The sequence below is a fragment of the Bradyrhizobium barranii subsp. barranii genome (genome assembly GCF_017565645.3).
Lineage (GTDB): Bacteria > Pseudomonadota > Alphaproteobacteria > Rhizobiales > Xanthobacteraceae > Bradyrhizobium > Bradyrhizobium barranii.
This window is the reverse complement of sequence record NZ_CP086136.1, coordinates 4419885-4440459: the sequence shown is the minus strand read 5'-3', so window position 1 is coordinate 4440459 and position 20575 is coordinate 4419885. Positions and strand designations below refer to the sequence as shown.

The 20575-nt window shown below is 64.6% G+C and carries 19 protein-coding genes; 3 read left to right on the top strand and 16 right to left on the bottom strand.

The window, feature by feature from the left end; genetic code table 11:
• Positions 1–125 precede the first annotated feature (125 nt).
• The 8 genes from J4G43_RS20910 to J4G43_RS20875 all read right to left on the bottom strand — a co-directional run bounded on the left by J4G43_RS20910 (position 126) and on the right by J4G43_RS20875 (position 9996).
• A complete protein-coding gene (locus J4G43_RS20910) occupies positions 126–1250 on the bottom strand; it encodes a polyamine ABC transporter substrate-binding protein (protein WP_208086138.1) in 1125 nt (374 codons plus the stop codon).
• Positions 1247–2437: an aminotransferase gene (locus J4G43_RS20905; protein ID WP_208086137.1), complete on the bottom strand. Its 1191-nt coding sequence runs from the start codon at positions 2435–2437 to the stop codon at positions 1247–1249. The genes J4G43_RS20910 and J4G43_RS20905 overlap by 4 nt, the downstream gene beginning before the upstream one ends.
• 7 nt (positions 2438–2444) lie before the next feature.
• Positions 2445–2771, bottom strand: coding sequence for a rhodanese-like domain-containing protein (locus J4G43_RS20900; RefSeq protein ID WP_008139644.1), 327 nt, complete (start codon positions 2769–2771; stop codon positions 2445–2447).
• Positions 2772–3075: 304 nt separating this feature from the next.
• Positions 3076–5004 (bottom strand): potassium transporter Kup, encoded by a 1929-nt coding sequence (locus tag J4G43_RS20895; RefSeq protein WP_028146684.1) that lies wholly within the window; start codon positions 5002–5004, stop codon positions 3076–3078.
• A 140-nt stretch (positions 5005–5144) separates the two neighbouring features.
• Entirely contained in the window at positions 5145–7043 is a 1899-nt protein-coding gene (locus J4G43_RS20890; RefSeq protein ID WP_085404824.1) for a potassium transporter Kup, read from the bottom strand.
• Positions 7044–7316: 273 nt separating this feature from the next.
• Positions 7317–8147, bottom strand: a complete 831-nt coding sequence (locus J4G43_RS20885; RefSeq protein ID WP_208086136.1) for an OmpA/MotB family protein — start codon at positions 8145–8147, stop codon at positions 7317–7319.
• Between the two features lie 24 nt (positions 8148–8171).
• Complete coding sequence (locus tag J4G43_RS20880) at positions 8172–8945, bottom strand: motility protein A (protein WP_028146686.1); 774 nt, start codon at positions 8943–8945, stop codon at positions 8172–8174.
• A gap of 226 nt (positions 8946–9171) precedes the next feature.
• A complete protein-coding gene (locus J4G43_RS20875) occupies positions 9172–9996 on the bottom strand; it encodes an SDR family NAD(P)-dependent oxidoreductase (RefSeq protein WP_208086135.1) in 825 nt (274 codons plus the stop codon).
• A gap of 100 nt (positions 9997–10096) precedes the next feature.
• Between J4G43_RS20875 and J4G43_RS20870 the strand changes: the two genes are divergently transcribed.
• Positions 10097–10390 carry a hypothetical protein gene (locus J4G43_RS20870; RefSeq protein WP_166094405.1) on the top strand — a complete coding sequence of 98 codons (294 nt, stop codon included), beginning with the start codon at positions 10097–10099 and terminating at the stop codon, positions 10388–10390.
• Positions 10391–10406: 16 nt separating this feature from the next.
• Here J4G43_RS20870 and J4G43_RS20865 read toward each other — a convergent pair whose 3' ends face one another.
• The 4 genes from J4G43_RS20865 to J4G43_RS20850 all read right to left on the bottom strand — a co-directional run bounded on the left by J4G43_RS20865 (position 10407) and on the right by J4G43_RS20850 (position 15060).
• Positions 10407–11126 (bottom strand): RraA family protein, encoded by a 720-nt coding sequence (locus tag J4G43_RS20865; RefSeq protein WP_208086134.1) that lies wholly within the window; start codon positions 11124–11126, stop codon positions 10407–10409.
• Positions 11127–11348: 222 nt separating this feature from the next.
• Complete coding sequence (locus tag J4G43_RS20860) at positions 11349–12230, bottom strand: CDP-alcohol phosphatidyltransferase family protein (RefSeq protein WP_028146689.1); 882 nt, start codon at positions 12228–12230, stop codon at positions 11349–11351.
• Between the two features lie 86 nt (positions 12231–12316).
• A complete protein-coding gene (locus J4G43_RS20855; protein WP_071915128.1) occupies positions 12317–13015 on the bottom strand; it encodes a phosphatidylserine decarboxylase in 699 nt (232 codons plus the stop codon).
• 86 nt (positions 13016–13101) lie between these two features.
• A complete protein-coding gene (locus tag J4G43_RS20850) occupies positions 13102–15060 on the bottom strand; it encodes an ABCB family ABC transporter ATP-binding protein/permease (RefSeq protein ID WP_208086133.1) in 1959 nt (652 codons plus the stop codon).
• Positions 15061–15261: 201 nt separating this feature from the next.
• Here J4G43_RS20850 and J4G43_RS20845 point away from each other — a divergent pair, with 201 nt between their 5' ends.
• Positions 15262–15867, top strand: coding sequence for an LOG family protein (locus J4G43_RS20845; protein ID WP_071915130.1), 606 nt, complete (start codon positions 15262–15264; stop codon positions 15865–15867).
• Between the two features lie 4 nt (positions 15868–15871).
• Here the strand turns inward: J4G43_RS20845 and J4G43_RS20840 are convergent, their stop codons facing one another.
• The 4 genes from J4G43_RS20840 to cysS form a co-directional block, all read right to left on the bottom strand.
• Positions 15872–16249, bottom strand: a complete 378-nt coding sequence (locus J4G43_RS20840) for a VOC family protein (RefSeq protein ID WP_208086132.1) — start codon at positions 16247–16249, stop codon at positions 15872–15874.
• A 142-nt stretch (positions 16250–16391) separates the two neighbouring features.
• Positions 16392–17990, bottom strand: a complete 1599-nt coding sequence (gene cimA / locus J4G43_RS20835; RefSeq protein ID WP_208086131.1) for a citramalate synthase — start codon at positions 17988–17990, stop codon at positions 16392–16394.
• The gene (locus tag J4G43_RS20830; protein ID WP_208086130.1) at positions 17987–18478 is read right to left on the bottom strand and encodes a GNAT family N-acetyltransferase; all 492 of its coding nucleotides are present in this window, start codon (positions 18476–18478) and stop codon (positions 17987–17989) included. Before J4G43_RS20830 ends, cimA begins: the two co-directional genes overlap by 4 nt.
• 115 nt (positions 18479–18593) lie before the next feature.
• A complete protein-coding gene (gene cysS, locus J4G43_RS20825; RefSeq protein ID WP_208086129.1) occupies positions 18594–19976 on the bottom strand; it encodes a cysteine--tRNA ligase in 1383 nt (460 codons plus the stop codon).
• Between the two features lie 289 nt (positions 19977–20265).
• Here cysS and J4G43_RS20820 point away from each other — a divergent pair, with 289 nt between their 5' ends.
• Complete coding sequence (locus J4G43_RS20820) at positions 20266–20571, top strand: hypothetical protein (protein ID WP_166094360.1); 306 nt, start codon at positions 20266–20268, stop codon at positions 20569–20571.
• The last annotated feature ends 4 nt before the right edge of the window (positions 20572–20575 follow it).

The following is a 20575-nucleotide window of genomic DNA, read 5'->3' as shown; positions in this document are numbered from 1 at the left end:
CGCGTCGATGAAGCCAGGCGTCATCGCGACTTATGCACCGCCACCGCCGGCGACCCGCAGGTGACGCTTCTACTGTGCATGGGGTTGTTTTGCAGATTTTGGCTTCCGGGCGGTTCCCAGAGCGACTACCGCCCCGTCTTCACCTTGGTCCAGAGCCGGTTGATGATCCGCTGTGTCGCCGGCTCGCGCGCCGTGATGACGAACAGTTTTGCCAGCGTCGCCTCGTCCGGATAGATGTTCTTGTCACCAAGGATCTTCGGATCGACCAGCTTCTGGCTGGCGAGGTTGCCGTTGGCGTAGGACAGGAAGTCCGAGTTCTTCGCGGCGACGTCCGGACGGTAGAGATAGTTGATCAGATCGTAGGCTTCCTTGACGTTCTTGGCATCGGCGGGGATCGCGAGATTGTCGAAGAACATCTGCGCGCCCTCCTTCGGAATGGTGTAGCCGATCTCGACGCCGCTGCTATTCTCTTTCTTGGCCTCCGCCGCGCGGGCGCGGGCCTGCATGATGTCGCCGGACCAGCCGACCACGAAGCAGATCTCGCCGGTGGCGAGTGCGCTGAGATATTCGGACGAGTGAAACTTGCGCACGGACGGTCGGACCTTGGCGACGATTTCGGCGGCCTTCTCGAGGTCGGCCTGCCTGGTCGAGTTCGGATCGAGCCCGAGATAGTTCAGCGCCGCCGGAAAGATGTCGTCGGCGGAGTCGAGCATGTGGACGCCGCAGTCTTTGAACTTCGCCAAATTCTCCGGCTTGAAGACGATGTCCCAGCTGTCGATCTTCGCGTCGGCTCCCAGGATCTGCTTCACCTTGGCGACGTTGTAGCCGATGCCCGTCGTGCCCCACATGTAGTTGGCGGCGTAGACATTGCCGGGGTCATAAATGCCAAGGCGCTCGGTCACCACCGGCCAGGCATTGGAGAGGTTCGGCAGCTTCGACTTGTCGAGCTTCTGGAAGATGTTGGCCTTGATCTGGCGCTGCAGGAAATAGGCCGTGGGCACCACGACATCGTAGCCGGACTTGCCGGCCATCAGGCGCGTCTCCAGCGTCTCGTTGGCATCGAACGTGTCGTAGACCACCTTGATGCCGGTCTCCTTGGTGAAGGCATCAAGGACGTCAGGCGCCATGTAGTTGGACCAGTTGTAGAAGTTGACGACCCGCTCCTCGGCCCCTGCGGGGGCGGAAAGCAACGTCAGCGCCGCGGCGATTGCAAAACCAAGGCAACGCCAGGGGCGGCCGACGTTCGTCATCTTTCCCACCTCTTGCGTCCGCGCACCGCGTCCGACAGCCGCTCCAGCGCGGTGTCGAGAGTCTCGTCCTTCTTGGCAAAGCAGAAGCGGACCACGGAGGTCACCGCGTCCTGCTCGTAGAAGGCCGACACCGGGATCGCCGCGACCTTGTAGTCTTTCACGATCCGCCAGCAGAACTCGGTGTCGCTCTCGTTGAGCCCGAGCGGCGACAGGTCGACGGTGAGGAAGTAGGTGCCCTGCGACTTCAGCACCGGGAAGCCGAGGCTCTCCAGTCCCCTGGTCAGGCGGTCCCTGCTCCGCGTCAAATCCTTGCGCATCGACAGGAAGTAGTCGTCGGACTTGCCGAGCCCATAGGCGACGGCGGCCTGGAGGTTCGGTGCGGTGGTGAAGGTCAGGAACTGGTGCACCTTGGCGGCTACCCGCAGCAGCGGCGGCGCGGCGCAGACGAAGCCGATCTTCCAGCCGGTCAGCGAGAAGATCTTTCCGGCCGAGCCGACCTTGATGGTGCGATCGCGCATGCCGGGGATGGTGATCAGCGGGATGTGCTTGTGCTCGTCGAAGGTGACGTGCTCCCAGACCTCGTCGCAGATCGCGATGACGTCGAACTCCTGGCAGTAGCGGGCGAGCAGCTCAAGGTCCTCGCGCGGATAGACCACTGCGGACGGATTCAGGGGATTGTTGAAGAGCACCGCCTTGGTCTTTGAATTGAAGACGCTTTTCAGCATGTCCTCATTCAACCGCCAGTGCGGCGGCTCGAGGCGGACGAGGCGCGGAATGCCGCCGGCCTGGCGGATGATCGGCAGGTAGGAATCATAGACCGGCTGGAAGCAGACCACCTCGTCGCCGGGCTGGACCACCGCGAGGATCGCCGAGGTCAGCGCCTCGGTGCCGCCGGAGGTCACCATCACCTCGCTCATCGGATCGAGCTTGAGGCCGTGCCAGTGACCGTAATGAGTCGCGATCGCCTGGCGCAGCTCCGGCAGGCCCATCATCGAGGGGTACTGGTTGTAGCCGTTCAGCGAGGCATCGGCCGCGGCGCGGCGGATGTCCTCAGGCCCGGGATCATCAGGGAAGCCCTGGCCGAGATTGATGGCGTTGTTGTCGCGTGCGGCCTGCGACATCGCCTCGAAGATGGTGACGGGAAGGTCGGCAAAGACCTTGTTCAGCGAGGAGCTCTTGGTCGTCATCGCGAGGTCAGCCACCGACCTTGCTGGGAAGTCCCGCCGCCTTCCAGCCCAGCATGCCGCCGGCCAGATGCTTGTCATAAGGCAGACCCGCCGCCTGCGCCGCGAGCGAGGCCGTCACCGAGCGTTTCCCGGAGCGGCACGCGAACACGACCTCCTTTCCTTGCGGATCGGGGATCGCCTTGGGATCGAAGGTCGAGAGCGGCACGACGACGCCGTAGGGATAGGCCTCGGCCTCGACCTCGTTCGGCTCGCGCACGTCGACAAGGAGATAGCGCCCTTCCGCGACACCCTTGGAGACCTCGTCCGGGGTCAGATCCTGTACCTGGTTTGCCACATCATCCTCCAACGTCACGAGCCGCCTGCCGGGGCGATCCCGGCGGGCGGCAACCTCGCCTCTCGGCAGGCGAAAATCAAGCGCTACAAAGGCTTGAGCTGCATGCCGCAAGTTAAAGCTAAATCGCAGCGACTTGAAGTGCGGCGTTCAGGATGCCTGAAACTCCTGCTTCGCATCCCACCACGCGCTCGGTGTCATTCCCCGCGAAGGCGGGGAATCCAGTACGCCGCGGCCTATCGATTCAACCACAACTGTCTCGGAGTACTGGGTCGCCCGGTCAAGCCGGGCGACGACGGCGGTGGGGCTAGATCGTGACCTGAGTACCGACCTCGACCACGCGGCCGGAGGGGATCTGGAAATAGTCGGTGGCGTCGTTGGCGGAGCGGCTGAGCGAGATGAACAGCCGGTCCTGCCAGCGCGGCATGCCGGAATGGGCGGCGGGCTTGAGCGCCCGGCGCGACAGGAAGAACGAGGTCGACATGATGTCGAACTGCCAGCCAAGCTTGCGGGCGATCGCCAGCGCCTTCGGCACATTGGGCGATTCCATGAAGCCGAACTTCAGCGTCACCTTGGAGAAGGTCGGTGAGATCTGCTCCAGCCTCACCCGCTCGGCCGGATCGATCCGCGGAGTCTGCGCGGTCTCGATGGTGAGAATGACATTCTTTTCGTGAAGTACTTTGTAGTGTTTCAGACTATGCATCAGCGCGGTCGGGGCGCTGAGCGGGTCCGACGTCAGGAACACCGCGGTGCCGGGCACGCGCTGCGGCGGCCGCTTCTCCAGCATCGCCACGAGGTCGGCGAGCGGGAATTCGAGTTTGCGCGACTTCTCGAACAGCAGCCGGCTGCCGCGCCGCCACGTGTACATCAGGATGATCATGAGCGCGCCGAGCGCCAGCGGCACCCAGCCGCCCTCGAACACCTTGAGCAGGTTGGCGGCGAGGAAGGTCAGGTCGAGGAACAGGAACGGCACGATCAGGGCGGCGGCAGCGAACGGCGACCACTTCCAGACCTTCCAGATCACGACGAAACCCATCATCGCCGTGACCACCATGGTCCCGGTGACCGAGATGCCATAGGCCGATGCCAGCGCGCTGGAGGAACGGAACAGCAGCACCAGCAGCACCACCGCGACCAGCAGAAGCTGGTTGATGCGCGGGATGAAGATCTGGCCCGAATGGGCTTCAGAGGTATGGCGAATTTCGAAGCGCGGCAGCAGCCCGAGCTGAATCGCCTGGCGCGTCAGCGAATAGGCACCGGTGATGACGGCCTGGCTCGCGATCACCGTGGCGGCGGTGGCGAGAACGACCATGCAGCCGCGGAAAAAGCCTTGCGGGAACAGCTGGAAGAACGGGCTCACGATCGCGCCGGGATCGCCGAGGACGAGAGCACCCTGCCCCAGATAGTTCAGCGCCAGCGATGGCAGCACGATGAACAGCCAGGCGGTCTGGATCGGCCGCTTGCCGAAATGGCCGAGGTCGGCATAGAGCGCCTCGGCACCGGTGACCGCCAGGAACACGGCGCCCAGCGTCACGAAACCAATGATGCCGTGGTGGAACATGAAGGACACGGCGTAGAGCGGGTTCAGCGCGAACAGCACCTGCGGCTGCTCGATGATCGGGTGGATTGCCGCGATCGCGATCACCGCGAACCAGACGCACATCACCGGACCGAAGAACGCGGCGACGCGGGCGGTGCCGCGCGACTGCACGGCGAACAGGCCGACCAGGATGATCACGGTCAACGGAACGATGTAGGGCTCGAAGTGCAGGGTGACGTCCTTCATGCCTTCGATGGCTGACAGCACCGAAAGCGCCGGCGTGATCACGGCGTCGCCGTAGAACAGGGCGCCGGAAATGATGCCGAGCAGGACGATGGTCGCCCCGCCGGTGCCGACCGCGCGCTGGGCCAGCGCCATCAGCGCCAGCGTGCCGCCCTCGCCATTGTTGTCGGCGCGGAGCAGGATCACGACGTATTTGAGCGTCACCACGACGATGAGCGCCCACAGGATCAGCGAGAGCACGCCGAGCACGGCCGCCGGCGTCGGCACCCCCTCCGCGCCCGAGGCCGCCATCACCGCCTCGCGGAACGCGTAGAGCGGGCTGGTGCCGATATCACCGTAGACGACGCCGATGCTGCCGAGCGTCAGCGCACCGAAACGGGCGGTGGTGTGGGCTTCGCCATGCCCATTGGCCGCCGCCGTTTCCGGGGCGGAAATCGCTACGTCACTTGTCATGGGAGAGCCCAGTGGCCTCTAGAATGCTTCACTGCACAACGGCGAAAGAGCGCGCGGCTTATAGTCCTGCGCTGCCGGCATAGCCTAGCCCGATTTTGGGCCCTTGCCATGCGAAATTTGCATGAGTAGGCCAATTGCGTTCAGATGGTGACTTGGGTGCCGACTTCAACCACCCGCCCGGTCGGAATCTGGAAATAGTCGGTGGCGTCGTTGGCGGACCGGCTCAGCGCGATGAAGAGATGGTCCTGCCACAGCGGCATGCCCGACTGCGCCGAGGCCTTGAGCGACCTTCGCGACACGAAGAACGAGGTCGACATGATGTCGAACTGCCAGCCCTGCTTGCGGGCGATCGCCAGCGCTTTCGGCACGTTCGGCTGCTCCATGTAGCCGAAGCGCAGCCTGACCTTGGAGAACTTGTCGCTGATCTTCTCCATGCGGAACCGCTCGGACAGCTCGACCCGCGGCGTGTGCGCGGTCTCGATGGTCAGGACCACGTTGTGCTCGTGCAGCACCTTGTTGTGCTTGAGATTGTGCAGCAGCGCGGTCGGCACGAAGGCGGGATCGCTGGTCAGGAACACCGCGGTGCCCTTGACGATGTGCGGCGGACGCTTTTCGAGGCTGCGGATCAGGTCGTCGAGCGGCACCTCGATCCGGCGCGTCTTCTGGAGCAGTATCCCCGTCCCTTTGCGCCAGGTCCAGATGGTCCCGGCCATGACCGCGCCGAACAGCAGCGGCACCCAGGCGCCCTCGAGCAGTTTGAGCAGATTGGCGCTGAAGAAACTTATGTCGACGACGACGAAGGGCACGATCACCGCCGCAGCCGTCGCAGCGCGCCAGTTCCACAGTTTCCAGATCACGACGAAGCCCATGACGCCGTCGGCGACCATCGTGGTGGAGACCGCGATGCCGTAGGCCGAAGCCAGATTGCTGGGGGTGTGGAACAACAGCACCAGCAGCATCACACCGATCAGCAGCAGCCGGTTCACACGCGGCAGATAGATCTGGCCAGCATGGGTCTCGGAGGTGTAGCGCACCTCGAAGCGCGGCAGGAGGCCAAGCTGCACCGCCTGATAGACCAGCGAATAGGCGCCGGTGATCACGGCCTGGCTCGCGATCACGGTTGCCGCGGTCGCAAGTCCAACCAGCGGCAGCACCAGACTCTCGGGCACCATGCGATAGAACGAATGCTCAATCGCGCTGGGGTCGGACAGCACCAGCGCGCCTTGCCCGAAATAGTTGATCAGGAGCGCGGGCAGCACGAAGAACATCCAGGCCGACTGGATCGGCTTGCGGCCGAAATGGCCGAGATCGGCGTAGAGCGCCTCGCCGCCCGTCACCGCCAGGAACACGGCGCCCAGCGTCACCAGGCCGATCGTGCCGTGCGACAGCAGGAATTGCAGCGCGTAATAGGGATTGATGGCCGCCAGCACCGACGGATCGTCGGCGATGTGGACTGCGCCCATCACCGCAAGAACGGTGAACCAGATCACCATCACCGGCCCGAAGGCCGAGGCCACCAGCGCCGTCCCCTTGCTCTGGACCGCGAACAGCAACACCAGGATGATGACGGTGAGCGGTACGACATAGTGGTCGAAGGCGGGGGTCACGAGCTTCAGACCCTCGACCGCCGACAGCACCGAGATGGCCGGCGTGATCATGGAATCGCCGATGAACATGGAGGCGCCGACCACGCCGAGCGCCATCAGAAACCAGCTTCGCCGCCCGAGCGCGCGCTGGCCGAGTGCCATCAGCGAGAGCGTGCCGCCCTCCCCGTTATTGTCGGCGCGCAGCAGGAGCAGGACGTATTTGGCGGTGACGACGATAAAGAGCGCCCAGAGAATCAGCGAGAGCACGCCGAGCACCATGACCCGCGAGACCGGCTCGCCATGGGCCGCGCCCCTGACCGCCTCGTGGAATGCGTACAGCGGCGAGGTGCCGATATCGCCGAAGACAACACCGATGCTTCCGAGCGTCAGGCCCCAGAAACCCGAGGTGACCGGCCCGTCCTGAGCGTCGGTCGATGTGATGCTCGCCGTCATGTGAGATGAGAAACGCTTCTTCGCGAGAATTGATCCGGCGCCTTTTGACCGTTCCGGCGCGCCTGTCAATCGGCACACCACCATAGCAGCCGCCGGGGCGGATGCTGTGACGGCGCAGCAACGATCGTCGCCAGCGCGACGACATGCCTCAGGTAAGATGGTAGCGCAAGTGCCTGGAGCCGTCCGCTCCGCGGGAAGCGGAGCGGGCCTCGAGATTCCGGGTTTGACGCGTTTTCTTCACGCGAAACCGGAGGCCGCTTCGCGCGAAACGCTCTACGGCTTCAAATTCGGCGGCAGCGGCGGATCCTCGCGCATCAGCGTGATCGTCACCCGCCGGTTGGCCGCGAGCGAAGGATCGTCCGGAAACAACGGCTGGGTGTCCGCCTTGCCGGCGACGGCGAAGATGTGAGACGGCGGCAGGCCCTCGCGTTCGAGGATCTGACGCACGGCATTGGCGCGATCGGCCGACAGGTCGAAGGCGGCATAGTCGCTGCGGGTCGGCACGAATCCGGCGGCGGTGTGGCCGGCGATGGAGACACGGAGCGGCGTTGCCTTCAGCGGGATCGCGAGCTTCTCGATCAGGCGGCGGGTGCGGTCATACGGCACCTTGGAGCCGTCGGCGAACATCGAGCGGCCATCCTGATCGACGATCTCCAGGTTGAGGCCCTGCTTGGTCTCCTCGAACATGATGTGCTTGGACATCTCGGTCAGTTCCGGCATGTCCTGCAACGCCTGGCGCAGCGAGGCGGCGGCAAGCGCAAAATTGCGGTCAACCTTGATCTTCGCGCCCGACGTGCGGTCGCGGTCCTCCTGATCCGGCGTCGGCGTGTTGGAGGCGTCCTCGGGCTGGATGTGGTCGACGTTCTTCAGCCGCGGGCGGGTCGGCAGGCCGTCGGACTCGACGATACCGGCGTAGCGCGCCTCGCTCTGCACGCCGAATGCATCGCGCATGGAGCCGGCGACGATCTTCAGCTTGTTGGCGTCCTGGGTCGAGAACGCGACGAGCATCACGAAGAAGCTCATCATCAGGCCCATCAGGTCGGCGAAGGTCACGAACCAGCCGTGACCGCCACCGTGAGCATCGCCGCGCTTCTTCTTGGCCATCTCTCGAGATCCCGGGCGGCGGCCTTACGCCGGCACCGGCTCGCCTTCGGCGTGACGATGCTTCTCCGGCAAATAGGCCAGCAGCATTTCGCGCACGAGCGTCGGGCTCTTGGAGTCGCGGATCATCAGGATGCCGTCGATGATCAGCGTGCGGTTGGTTTCCTCGTCGAGCAGCTTGCCGTGCAGCTTGTCGGCGATCGGCAGACAGAACAGGTTCGCGACGAGCGCGCCGTACAGGGTTGCGAGCAGCGCGGTCGCCATGAACGGGCCGAGCTTGGAGGGATCGGTCATGTTGGCGAACATCTGCACCATGCCGATCAGGGTGCCGATCATGCCGAAGGCCGGAGCGCAGTCGCCGATGGCGCGGTAGATCTTGCTGCCTTCGTCGAGGTGCATGAGGAAGTTGTCGCGGTCGCGCTCGAGATTGTCGCGGATGAAGTCGAGGTCGTAGCCGTCGGCGACGTAGCGGATGCCCTTGGCCAGGAACGGCTCGTCGGTCTCGACCTTTTCGAGGCCGACCGGGCCCTGCTTGCGGGCGATCTCGGCGATGCGGGCGAGCTCGTCGACGAGGTCGTGCGCCGACAGGCGGCTCATGGTGAAAGCGAACTTGGCGCCGAGCGGAAGGCCGTGCAGGAGCGCGCTGAGCGGAAAGCGGATCATGGTGGCCGAGACCGAGCCGCCGAAGATGATGATCATGGCATGTTCGGAGATGAACATGTGGAGGTCGCCGCCCATGAAGATCATCGCCGTAATGACGATGATGCCCGCAATGAGCCCGACGCTCGTCATGATATCCATGGGACACTCCAACGCGAACGCAACAACGGCCGTCCTGGCCGCTGGCGCGGCCCAACCCCGAACCGCATCGGAAACCCTAGAGTGCCCCCCTTAAAGCCGCGTAAAGGTTAAGTTGAGCCGGGGCGCCAGACCGACGCAGCGCGCTGACAGGGCGCCGGCTTTGCCCGCGACCGACGGGAATCTCAACACTTCGCTAACCATGATTGCGGGGCGCCAGGACGGCAGCTCAGGACGAAAGCCCGGTCAGCTCGAGGCTGAGTGCGCGCAGGAGCCTGCGTGCGCCGCCATCGTAGGCCTGCGGATTGGCGCGGGTCTCGTTCATGCCGTTGAAGAACAGTCCGCTCTTGCCGGCGACGTCGTCGCCTTCGACGAGGTGCAGGATCGCCGCACCGCCCTGCTCCACCGTCGAGATCGGCGTGATGCCGCCGGCGCGCACCATCGTGGTGTTCATGTAGGTCGCCGGATGCAGCGCGTTGACGGTGATGCCCATGCGCTTCAACTCCTCCGCGAAATCGATGGTGAACATGATCTGCGCGAGCTTGCTCTGTGCGTAGGCGCGCGAGCCGCTGTAGCCCTTGCTGATCATGACGTCGTCGAAATCGATCGGATGCTGACCGAGGGAGGCAACATTGACGACGCGCGAAGGTGCAGCGGACGTCAACAGCGGCAGCAGCAAGTGCGCAAGCAGGAAGCCCGAGAGGTAATTCACGGCAAAGCGCAGTTCGTAGCCGTCGGGACTCTCCTGACGTTGCGGTCCGTCGTTCTGCGAGCCGATGCCGGCGTTGCTGACGAACACATCGAGATGCCTGTGATCGCGGAGAACGGCCGCGGCGAGCTCTCGCGTGCCTGACATCGACGACAAGTCGGCCTGGTAGAATGTCGGCGCGGCGTGGCCGGCCTGCACGATCTGGTCGATCAGCGCTTTCGCGCGCACGGCATTGCGGCCATGGATCAGGACCCTCGCACCTGCTTCGGCCAGCCGGCGCGCGACGTGACGGCCGACGCCGTCCGTCGAACCGGTAATCAGGACGGTTTTGCCAGTCATCTTCATTGTGCGTCCTCCGACTGCGGCCCTGCGCCACATCCGCGACGACAGATCATGCAGTATTCTATCGCCGGGCGGCATGCTCCATCGCAGGAGCCGTTTTGCCATGTTGACGCTGTTCGGTCTTCTCACCGCGCTGCCCGCGGTACTGGCGCTCCACCTGCTCGAGCCAGGGCTCGTCCTGCCGGCGTTCAGCGTCTTGCTGTTTGTCGAGGCCGGCTTTGCCGTGATCGCAGCGCGCTTGATTCACGTCCCTGATAATGCCGACGACATCACCCTCTGGGATCTCGCCGGCGGCTTCACCCTGATCGGATGCGCCGCCGCGGTCTTCGGCGAGCCGGATCAGGCCGCCCTGTTTCTGACGGAACAGGGCGGCCCACGGCCGGCAACGCGGCCCTAAGTCGTTCGGTCGCCCGTTAGTGAATCTCCGCCGAGCGCTTCAGCGCGGCCTTCAGCTTCTCCAGCGAGAAGTCGGGGCTGCGCGCGATCTCCAGGATCGGCGTCTCGCGGCGGCCACAGAGTTCGGCAGCCTCGGGAAGCTTTGCGGCGATGTCGAGCGGGATCACGATCGCGCCGTGCTGGTCGGCGTGGATCAGGTCGTCGGATTTCACGGTCATGCCGGCGACGCGCACCTCGCCACCAAAACTTTCCGCATGCACCCAGGCATGCGACGGGCCGATCGAGCCGGCCAGCGCCTGAAAGCCCGGGGCCCATTGCGGGATGTCGCGGATCGAGCCGTCGGTGATGACGCCGAGGCAGCCGAGCGCCTTGTGCACGTTGCTCTGCACCTCGCCCCAGAACGCGCCGTAGCCGACGTCGGGACCGTCGATGTCCTGGATCACCGAGATGCGCGGACCGTGGCCGGTGCCGACATATTCGTAATATTCGATGCGGCGCTTGGACTGCTCTTCGGCCGGCAGCGAGGACTTCAGCACCGAGCGGATCGCAACCGTGCGGGCGTAGCCGACGATCGGCGGGAGGTCGGGAAATGGGCAGACCAGTTGCTTGGTGGTGTAGCCGATCAACCGGCGCTCGGGCGCCACGATCTCCATGGCATTGCAGATCGTCGGGGTGTCATAGCGGCCCAGCGCTTCGAGGACGGAAGCGGGCAGCGGCCCGGTCGCTTTATCAGTCACGGCGTTCTCTCCCAGATTGGCGGCCGCTGTTGGCGCGGTGCCGCCGGCACAGGGCGATATAGCCGAGATCGGGCTTCAACCCAACTCGGCCGCCTTCATGGCAGATATCCGCGAAAACCGCTCAGTGCATGATCCGGAAAAGTGCGCAGCGGTTTTCCGAAAAGATCATGCTCAAACAACGACCTAAAGCGCGATGACGATTCAGCCAAATCTCATCGCGCTTTAGTGCAGCCGTCCGGGCCGGTCATCGTCGAGCGGCGGCTCCGACAAATTGGCCAGCGTCGGCGCCGAAGGCGGCGACGGGACCTCGCCTCCGGACGGCGCGGTGGCCGCCATCGCGCGCGCCTGGTCGCGGTAGGATTTGTAGCCGAGCGGCAAACCGAGCAGATACAGCACCGTGCCGATCGACAGCACGTGCCAGGGATAGGCGATCAGGATAGCGATGAACACGATCACCGCGACGAACGCCGGCAGCACCAGCTCGGGCGGCACGCGCATGCGCTTGGTCTTGCCGGAGAATACCGGCAGGCGCGACACCATCAGGAAGGCGATCAAGAGCGTATAGGCCGCCGTCACCGCCGCGGGCAGCCGGCCGAGATCGAGAAACGCGACGTAGATCGGCAGCAGCACGGTGATCGCGCCGGCCGGCGCTGGCACACCGGTGAAAAAGTTGGCGGCGAAGGCCGGTTTGTTCGGATCGTCCATGGTGGCGTTGAAGCGCGCGAGCCTTAAGCCCCCGGAGATCGCGAACACCATGGCGGCGATCCAGCCGGCATTGCCGAGCTCGTGCAACTGCCAGAAGTACAGCATCAGGCCGGGCGCGACGCCGAAATTGACGAAGTCGGCGAGGCTGTCGAGCTCGGCGCCGAACTTGGACTGGCCCTTGATCATGCGCGCGACGCGACCATCGATGCCGTCGAGCGCGGCCGCGAACACGATGGCGTAGACCGCGAGTGTCATCCGCCCCTCGATCGACAGGCGGATCGAGGTCAGGCCGGCGCAGATCGCCAGCAGCGTGATGACGTTGGGCACAAGCATCCGCACCGGAATCGGGCGGAACCGCCGGCGGCGGACGTCGGGATCCTTGAAGTCGTAGGGCGTCATGGCTCGTCCTTATCTCAATGCGAGATATAGCAAGCCCTGTTCCCCTCCGCCATTGCGGCGGAAGGCCCCTTTGGACCGACTATTGGTTAATTGGCGCGGTAGGCGCGGCTTGGGTCGTCCCCGGCAAGATCGGCCAAAATCGTCTCCCCGGCGATCGCCGTCTGCCCTTCCGACACCAGCGCCTTGGTACCCAGGGGCAGGTAGACGTCGAGGCGCGAGCCGAAGCGGATCAGGCCAAACCGCTCGCCCGCCCCGATCGCCTGCCCTTCCCTGACGAAGCAGACGATGCGCTTGGCGACGAGCCCCGCGATCTGGATCACGCCGATCCGCGCCGTCGGCGTCGTGATCACGAGCGAGTTGCGCTCATTGTCCTCGCTCGCCTTGTCGAGCTCGGCGTTGATGAACAGGCCCGGCCGGTAGGCGATGCGATCCACCCTGCCCGCGATCGGGCTGCGGTTCACGTGGCAGTTGAACACGCTCATGAACACCGAGATGCGCGGCAGCGGCCGGTCGCCGAGCCCGAGCTCGGCCGGCGGCAGCGCCATGGTGATCATCGAGACGCGGCCGTCGGCCGGCGACACCACGAGCCCCTCGCGTACCGGCGTCACGCGCACAGGGTCGCGGAAGAACAGCGCGCACCACACGGTCAGGATCGTGCCGATCCACCCGAGCGGCGACCACAGCCAGAACAGGATCAGGCTTGCCAGCGCAAAGCCGCCAATGAAGGGATAGCCCTCCTTGTGGATCGGCGGGATCTGACGCTGGATCGAATCAAGGATGGACATCGCTATCTGCCGCCTGGGAGTTGATGGCGCCGGGTCGCCCCCGCGCGGTGGAGTTGTTTAGGCCAGAGTTGGGACCCGAGACAAGGTCACTCCGCGGCCGCTGATGTCGCGAGGGCGTCATCGACCGGCGGCGGCTCCCGGTTGGGCGCCTCGCTGCTGTCGGCCATCTTGGCCAGTTTCTCCCGTGCCGCCTCGGCTTCGCGCTGCCTGTTCCACATGCTGGCGTAAAGGCCGCCCTGCACGAGCAGCTTGGCGTGGGTGCCCCGCTCGGCGATCCGGCCCTGGTCCAGCACGATGATCTCGTCGGCGCCAACGATGGTGGACAGCCGGTGCGCGATCACCAGCGAGGTGCGGTTCTTCGACACGCGGTCGAGCGCGCCCTGGATCTCGTGCTCGGTGTGGGTGTCGAGCGCCGAGGTCGCCTCGTCCAGCACCAGGATCGGCGGCGCCTTGAGCACGGTGCGCGCGATGGCGACGCGCTGCTTCTCGCCGCCGGACAGCTTCAGGCCGCGCTCGCCGACCTGGGTCTCGTAACCCATCGGCGCCATGCGGATGAAATGGTCGATCTGCGCCAGCCGCGCCGCCTCTTCGACCTCGGTATCATCAGCATCCCAGCGGCCGTAGCGGATGTTGTAGCGGATGGTATCGTTGAACAGCACCGTATCCTGCGGCACCATTCCGATCGAGGCGCGCAGTGAATCCTGCGTGACCTCGCGGATGTCCTGGCCGTCGATCAGGATCTTGCCGCCGGAGACGTCGTAGAGACGGAACAACAGACGCGAGATGGTCGACTTGCCCGCACCGGACGGGCCGACGATCGCGACCGTCTTGCCGGCGGGCACCTCGAAGCTGATGCCCTTGAGGATCGGCCGCGTCGGCTCATAGGCAAAGCGCACGTCGTCGAAACGCACGATGCCGGCGGAGATGACCAGCGGCTGCGCATCGGGCATGTCCTTGATCTCGGCCTCGCGTCCGATCACGCCAAACATCTTCTCTATGTCGATGATCGCCTGCTTGATCTCGCGATAGACCATGCCCATGAAATTCAGCGGCTGGTAGAGCTGGATCATCATGGCATTGACCAGCACGAAATCGCCGACCGTGTTGGTGCCGTTGCGCACGCCGATCGCGCACATCAGCATGGTCGCGGTCAGCCCGAGCGTGAAGATCACGGCCTGGCCGGTGTTGAGCACCGCGAGCGAGGTATAGGCCTGAACGCTCGACTCCTCGTAGCGCGCGACCGACTTGTCGTAACGCTGCGCCTCGCGCGTCTCCGCGCTGAAATATTTCACGGTCTCGTAGTTGAGCAGCGAGTCGATCGCCTTGGTGTTCGCCTCGGTGTCGGAATCGTTCATCTTGCGGCGGATGCCGATCCGCCACTCGGTCGCGATGTAGGTGTAGTACATGTAGACCGCGACCGTGATCAGCGTCGCCACCACGTAGCGCCAGTCGAACTGCCACAGCAGCACCGCCAGCAGCAGCGTGACCTCGACGATGGTCGGGATCAGCTGCAGGATCACCATGCGCACGATGACCTCGATGCCCTCGCGGCCGCGCTCGAGCACGCGCGTCAGGCCGCCGGTCTTGCGCTCGAGGTGAAAGCGCAGCGACAGCTCGTGCATGTGGATGAAGGTGATGGTGGCGAGCTTGCGCACCGCATGCATGGCGACGCGGGCGAAGATGCCGTCGCGCCATTGCGTCAGCACCGCCATCAGGATGCGCGTCACGCCATAGCTTGCGGTCAGCAGCAATGGCGAGGCGATCACCCAGAGGTGCCAGTTGTCGGGCTGCACCGGCGCGGTGTTGGCGCCGGTCAGCGCATCCGTCGCCCATTTGAAGCTGAACGGCACGGTCAACGTGATCAGCTTGGCGGCGAGCAGCAGCACCATCGACCAGACCACCCGCATCTTCAGGTCGAAACGGTCGCTTGGCCAGATATAGGGCCACAGATGCGCCAGCGTGCCCACCAGCGTGGCTCGCTCCAGCGATCCCCCTGCGGGAGGATCGGGAACGTCTGCGCCGTCGAACGATTGAGGTTGGTCCATCAAGAAGCCTGAAAGCCCGCCGGGTGCGGGCAGCGTTACGATTTGCGGTTTTCGCCCGTCATATAGAGCCTTCCCGATGCCAGCGCACCCCGCCAGATGGCGAATCTTTGATTGTTTGTCGCCATTTACCGGTAGATTTCCGGGTGATCCGAATCACCGATTGGGCTTGACGCCCCTGCGCTGCAATGCATCATGGCACCAATGAGCACGATCAAAACTGTCTGCGTCTATTGCGGCTCCGGCCCAGGAACCAATCCCAGCTTCACCGAAGGCGCCAAGGCGTTCGGCAAGGCTCTCGCCGAGAACAACGTCCGCCTGGTCTATGGCGGCGGCTCGCTCGGCCTGATGGGCTCGGTCGCGACCTCCGTGCTCGATCACGGCGGCACCGTCACCGGCATCATTCCTGAATTCCTCCGGAAGCGCGAGAACGCGCTGACCCGCGTGCAGGAGATGATCGTCACCCCCGACATGCACGAGCGCAAGCGGCTGATGTTCGAGCGCTCCGACGCCTTCGTGGCGCTGCCGGGCGGCGTTGGCACGCTCGAAGAGCTGGTGGAGCAGCTGACCTGGAAACAGCTCGGCCGTCACGCCAAGCCGGTGCTGCTAGCCAACATCGACAATTTCTGGGAGCCGCTGTTCTCGCTGCTGTCGCACATGCGCCAGACCGAGTTCATCCGCGCCGGCCTTTCGGTCGACATCCTCAAGGCCGATCGCGTCGAGGATATTCTGCCGAAGCTGAAAGCGGCAGCGGCACAGATCGCCGAATCTGAAACGCAGCTCGCCCCGGAAGTGGCGCGCAAGCTCTAGCGCCTTACTCCGCCGGAAACGTCACCGCCTCGATCCGGTTGCCATCGGGATCGGTCACGAAGGCCGCGTAGTAGCGCACGCGGTCATGCGGACGGATGCCTGGCGCGCCGTCGGACGCACCGCCGGCGGACAGCGCCGCGGCGTGAAACGCATCGACCTCGGCCGTCGTCTTCGCCCGCACGCAGATGTGCACGCCGCTCTCCGATGGGACGTGCGGCATACCCTCGCGCAGATTGATCCAGAACTCGGGATAGGCCTTGCCGAAGCCGATCGTCCGCGGCCGCGCGACGAGGCGCGTGAGGCCGAGCGCGGCAAGCGTTGCTTCGTAGAATTTTGCGGAGCGATCGAGATCAGTGACGCCGACGGAGATGTGGTCGATCATATGCCGTGCTCCCTCCCCTCGTCATTGCGAGCGAAGCGAAGCAATCCAGAGCCCCTCCGCGGAACGATTCTGGATTGCTTCGTCGCTTCGCTCCTCGCAATGACGGCGTTTGTGGCCGCGCCGTCCCTTACATTGCCGTCCCCTACGCCGGCGCCCCCGACTTCACCAGCTTGTAGATCACCGAGTCCATCAGTGCCTGGAACGAGGCGTCGATGATGTTCGGGGACACGCCGACCGTGGTCCAGCGATCACCGTTCTCGTCCTCGCTCTCGATCAGCACGCGCGTGACCGCGCCGGTGCCGCCGTTGAGGATACGGACGCGGTAGTCGATCAGCGTCAGGCCCTCGATGTACTTCTGGTACTTGCCGAGATCCTTGCGCAGCGCGACGTCGAGCGCGTTGACGGGGCCGTTGCCTTCGGCGGCCGAGATCAAGCGCTCGCCGGCGACGTCGACCTTGACCACTGCAAGCGCGACGGTGACACGCTCGCCGTGCGAATTGTAGCGCTGCTCGACGTTGACGTCGAACTGCTCGACCTCGAAATAATGCGGCACCTTGCCGAGCGTCCGGCGCGCCAGCAGATCGAACGAGGCGTTGGCGGATTCATAGGCGTAGCCGGCAGCCTCACGCTCTTTCAATTCCTCGACCAGCCGCGTCAGCTTGGGATCGCTCTTCTCGTAGGCAATGCCGGCCCGGTCCAGCTCCGCGATGACGTTGGAGCGTCCGGCCTGGTCTGACACCAACACCTTGCGATGATTGCCGACCAATTCCGGCAGCACATGCTCATACGTCTGCGGGTCCTTCAGCACGGCGGAAGCATGAATGCCGGTCTTGGTGACGAAGGCGCTCTCGCCGACATAGGCCGCATGCCGGTTCGGCACGCGGTTGAGCATGTCGTCGAGGGTGCGCGAGACCTTGACGAGAGTTGCGAGCTGTTCGGGCGTGACGCCGATCTCGAAGGCGTCGGAAAACTCCTTCTTGAGCTTCAGCGTCGGGATCAGCGAGCACAGATTGGCGTTGCCGCAGCGCTCGCCAAGGCCGTTCAAGGTGCCCTGGATCTGCCGCGCCCCGGCGCGCACCGCGGCCAGCGAATTGGCCACGGCCTGCTCGGTGTCGTTATGGGCGTGGATGCCGACATGGTCGCCCGGGATGTGCTTCGTCACCTCGGTGACGATGGCCTCGATCTCGTTCGGCATGGTGCCGCCATTGGTGTCGCACAGCACCACCCAGCGCGCGCCGGCCTCATAGGCGGCCTTGGCGCAGGCGAGCGCGAAGGTTGAATCCTCCTTGTAGCCGTCGAAGAAGTGCTCGCAGTCGAGCATGACCTCGCGGCCCGCTGCCTTCGCCGCCGCGACGCTGTCGCGGATCGACGCCAGATTTTCTTCCTTCGTCGTCTCCAGCGCGACGCGCACCTGATAGGCCGAGGACTTCGCCACGAAGCAGATCGCATCGGCCTTCGCTTCGAGGAGCCCGGCCACACCGGGATCGTTGGAGACCGAGCGGCCTGCCCGGCGCGTCATGCCGAAGGCGGTGAAGCGCGCATGCTTGAGTTTGGGCTTGGTGCCGAAGAACTCGGTGTCGGTCGGATTGGCGCCGGGATAGCCGCCCTCGACATAGTCGATACCGAGATCGTCGAGCATCGCCGCGATCACCTGCTTGTCGGTCAGGGTGAAATCGACGCCGTTGGTCTGCGCCCCGTCGCGCAGCGTGGTGTCGAACAGATAGAGACGCTCCTTGCTCATTGCGCAGCTCCGAGCGTCTTCTTCATCGTGGTGTTGGCGAGCCACTCGTCGTTGATGGTGATGCTGTTGCGCTGCATGGCGACATAGCCGCGCTTGGCGAAGAAGTTTTGCGCGGTGTCGCTGGCATCGACCGCCAGGCTGGTCGCGCCGCGGCCGCCGGCGAGCTTCTCCAGCGCGTCCACCAGCATCGTCGCGATGCCCTGACCGGTCACGGCGGGATGCACATAGAGCATATGGATGTGATCGGCCCCGCGCAGCGAGGCGAAGCCGACGGGCGAGCCCTCCAGCGTCGCGACCAGCGTCAGGTCGGCCGCGAGCCGCTTGCCGAACTCTTCGGTTTCCGCCGCTTCCATCCAGGCCTGCTGCTGCGCCTCGTTGTAGTCTTCGCCGGTCAGCTCCTCGATGCTTGCCGTGAAGATCGCGGCGAGGACCGGCACGTCATCAGGCAGGAACGGCCGCAAGCCGGGTTTTGGCAAAGTCTGTCCCATCGTCTTCACCACATCCCATAGAGTTTCAGCGCCAGCGCCACGGCGGCCACGAGCAGCAGTATCTTCAGCGCGATGTAATAGAGCCAGTGCCGCGGAAAAGGCGTGTCGGGCCGCTTCATCGTGCGACCTCCCAGGTCGTCCCGTCCTTGGAGTCCTTGATCGCAACGCCCATCGCGGCAAGCAAATCGCGAATTCGGTCGGACTCTTTGAAATCCTTGCGGCTACGGGCGGCCGTCCGCTCCGAGATCAAGCGCTCGACTTCCTTGGCATCGACCCCGCTGGCCTGCTGCTTGCGCCCTTCCCACTGCGCAGCGCTTTCGGAGAGGAAGCCGAGCAGGCGCAACGAGCCCGCCAACGCGCTCACGTCGCTGCCACGCAGACCGTGCAGCGCCGCGATCGCCAGCGGCGTGTTGAGGTCGTCGAGCAGCGGCTCGACCACGGACGCGGCCGGCTGGCCGGGCTCGGCGTCGGCCGCGACCCGATACCAGTCGTCGAGCGTCCTGGCGCTCTCCTCCAGCGACTTCAGCGTCCAGTCGATCGGCGAACGATAATGCGTCTTCAGCATGTTCAAGCGCAGCACCTCGCCCGGCCAGTCTGCGAGCAATTCGTGGATGGTGACGAAGTTGCCGAGCGACTTCGACATCTTCTCGCTCTCGACTTGGAGGAAGCCGTTGTGCATCCAGTAGTTCGCCATGCGCTGCTGGTGGAAGGCGCAGCAGGTTTGCGCGACCTCGTTCTCGTGATGCGGAAACACGAGGTCAATACCGCCGCCATGGATGTCGAAATATTCGCCGAGATGCTTCCAGGCCATGGCCGAGCATTCGATATGCCAGCCCGGGCGACCCTGCGCAGCGATGCCGGCCGGCGACGGCCATGACGGCTCGCCCGGCTTGGACGGCTTCCACAGTACAAAGTCGGTGTTGTCCTTCTTGTAGGGCGCGACGTCGACGCGGGCGCCGGCGATCATCTCGTCCAACGAGCGATTGGACAGCGCGCCATAGCGCGGCAACCCGGAATTGGCCGCGTTCATCGCCTGCGGCGAGAACAGCACATGGTCCTCGGCAGCATAGGCAAAGCCGCCGGCGATCAGCCTCTCGATGATCTCGCGCATCTCGCCGATATGCTCGGTCGCGCGCGGCTCGACGCTCGGCCGGAGCGCGCCAAGTGCGTCGACGTCGGCGTGAAACTGTCTTCCTGTCTGCTCGGTGACCTTGCGGATCGCCTCGTTGAGCGGGAGCCCCGGAAAATCGCGCGCGGCGCGGTCGTTGATCTTGTCGTCGACGTCGGTGATGTTGCGAACATATGTGACATGCGCTTCGCCATAGAGATGGCGCAGCAGCCGAAACAGCACGTCGAACACGATCACCGGTCGCGCATTGCCGATATGGGCGAAGTCGTAGACGGTCGGTCCGCAGACATACATGCGGACGTTGTTCGCATCGAGCGGCACGAAGGTGCGCTTGTCCCGGCTCAGCGTATCGTAAAGACGCAATTCCATATGGATACCCGTCGGCTGTTGGCCGGGCGTCCGAGGCTCTCAATGTTTTTGAGAAAAGACGGCTCCAGCCAGCGAATCGCTAGCTCGTAATCTCGCGGCAAATGCCACAAATGGCGAGGAGACCGTTCATGCGGGAACATATGGGCCACGAGGGGCCCTTGCGTCAAGAGAGCCGCGAAAACGCCGTTTTATCTCCGCAAAGCGCGGCCGTCCCGCCTTGATGGTTCATCATCCTTAACCTTTTGAGTTTACTTGGAACCCGGCGGTTCCCTTAAGCCCCGGTGCACCCATGCGATCCCTGCTCGCGCTCGTCTCTTGTGCCTCCATCGTCGCGGCATCCAGCGCGTTCGCCGAGACCCGCGTCTTCATCATCGCCAACCAGGCGGACGGCTACGGTGTGGACCAGTGCCTCGCCAAGGGTGAGAAATGCGGCGCACAGGTCGCGCGCACCTATTGCCAGTCACGCGATTTTGCCCAGGCCTCGGCCTACCGCCGGGTCGATCCCGACGAAATTACCGGCTCTGTCCCCAAAACTGGCGCAAACTGCTCCCATGGCCATTGCGACGAATATGTCGCAATCACCTGCCAGCGCTGAATTC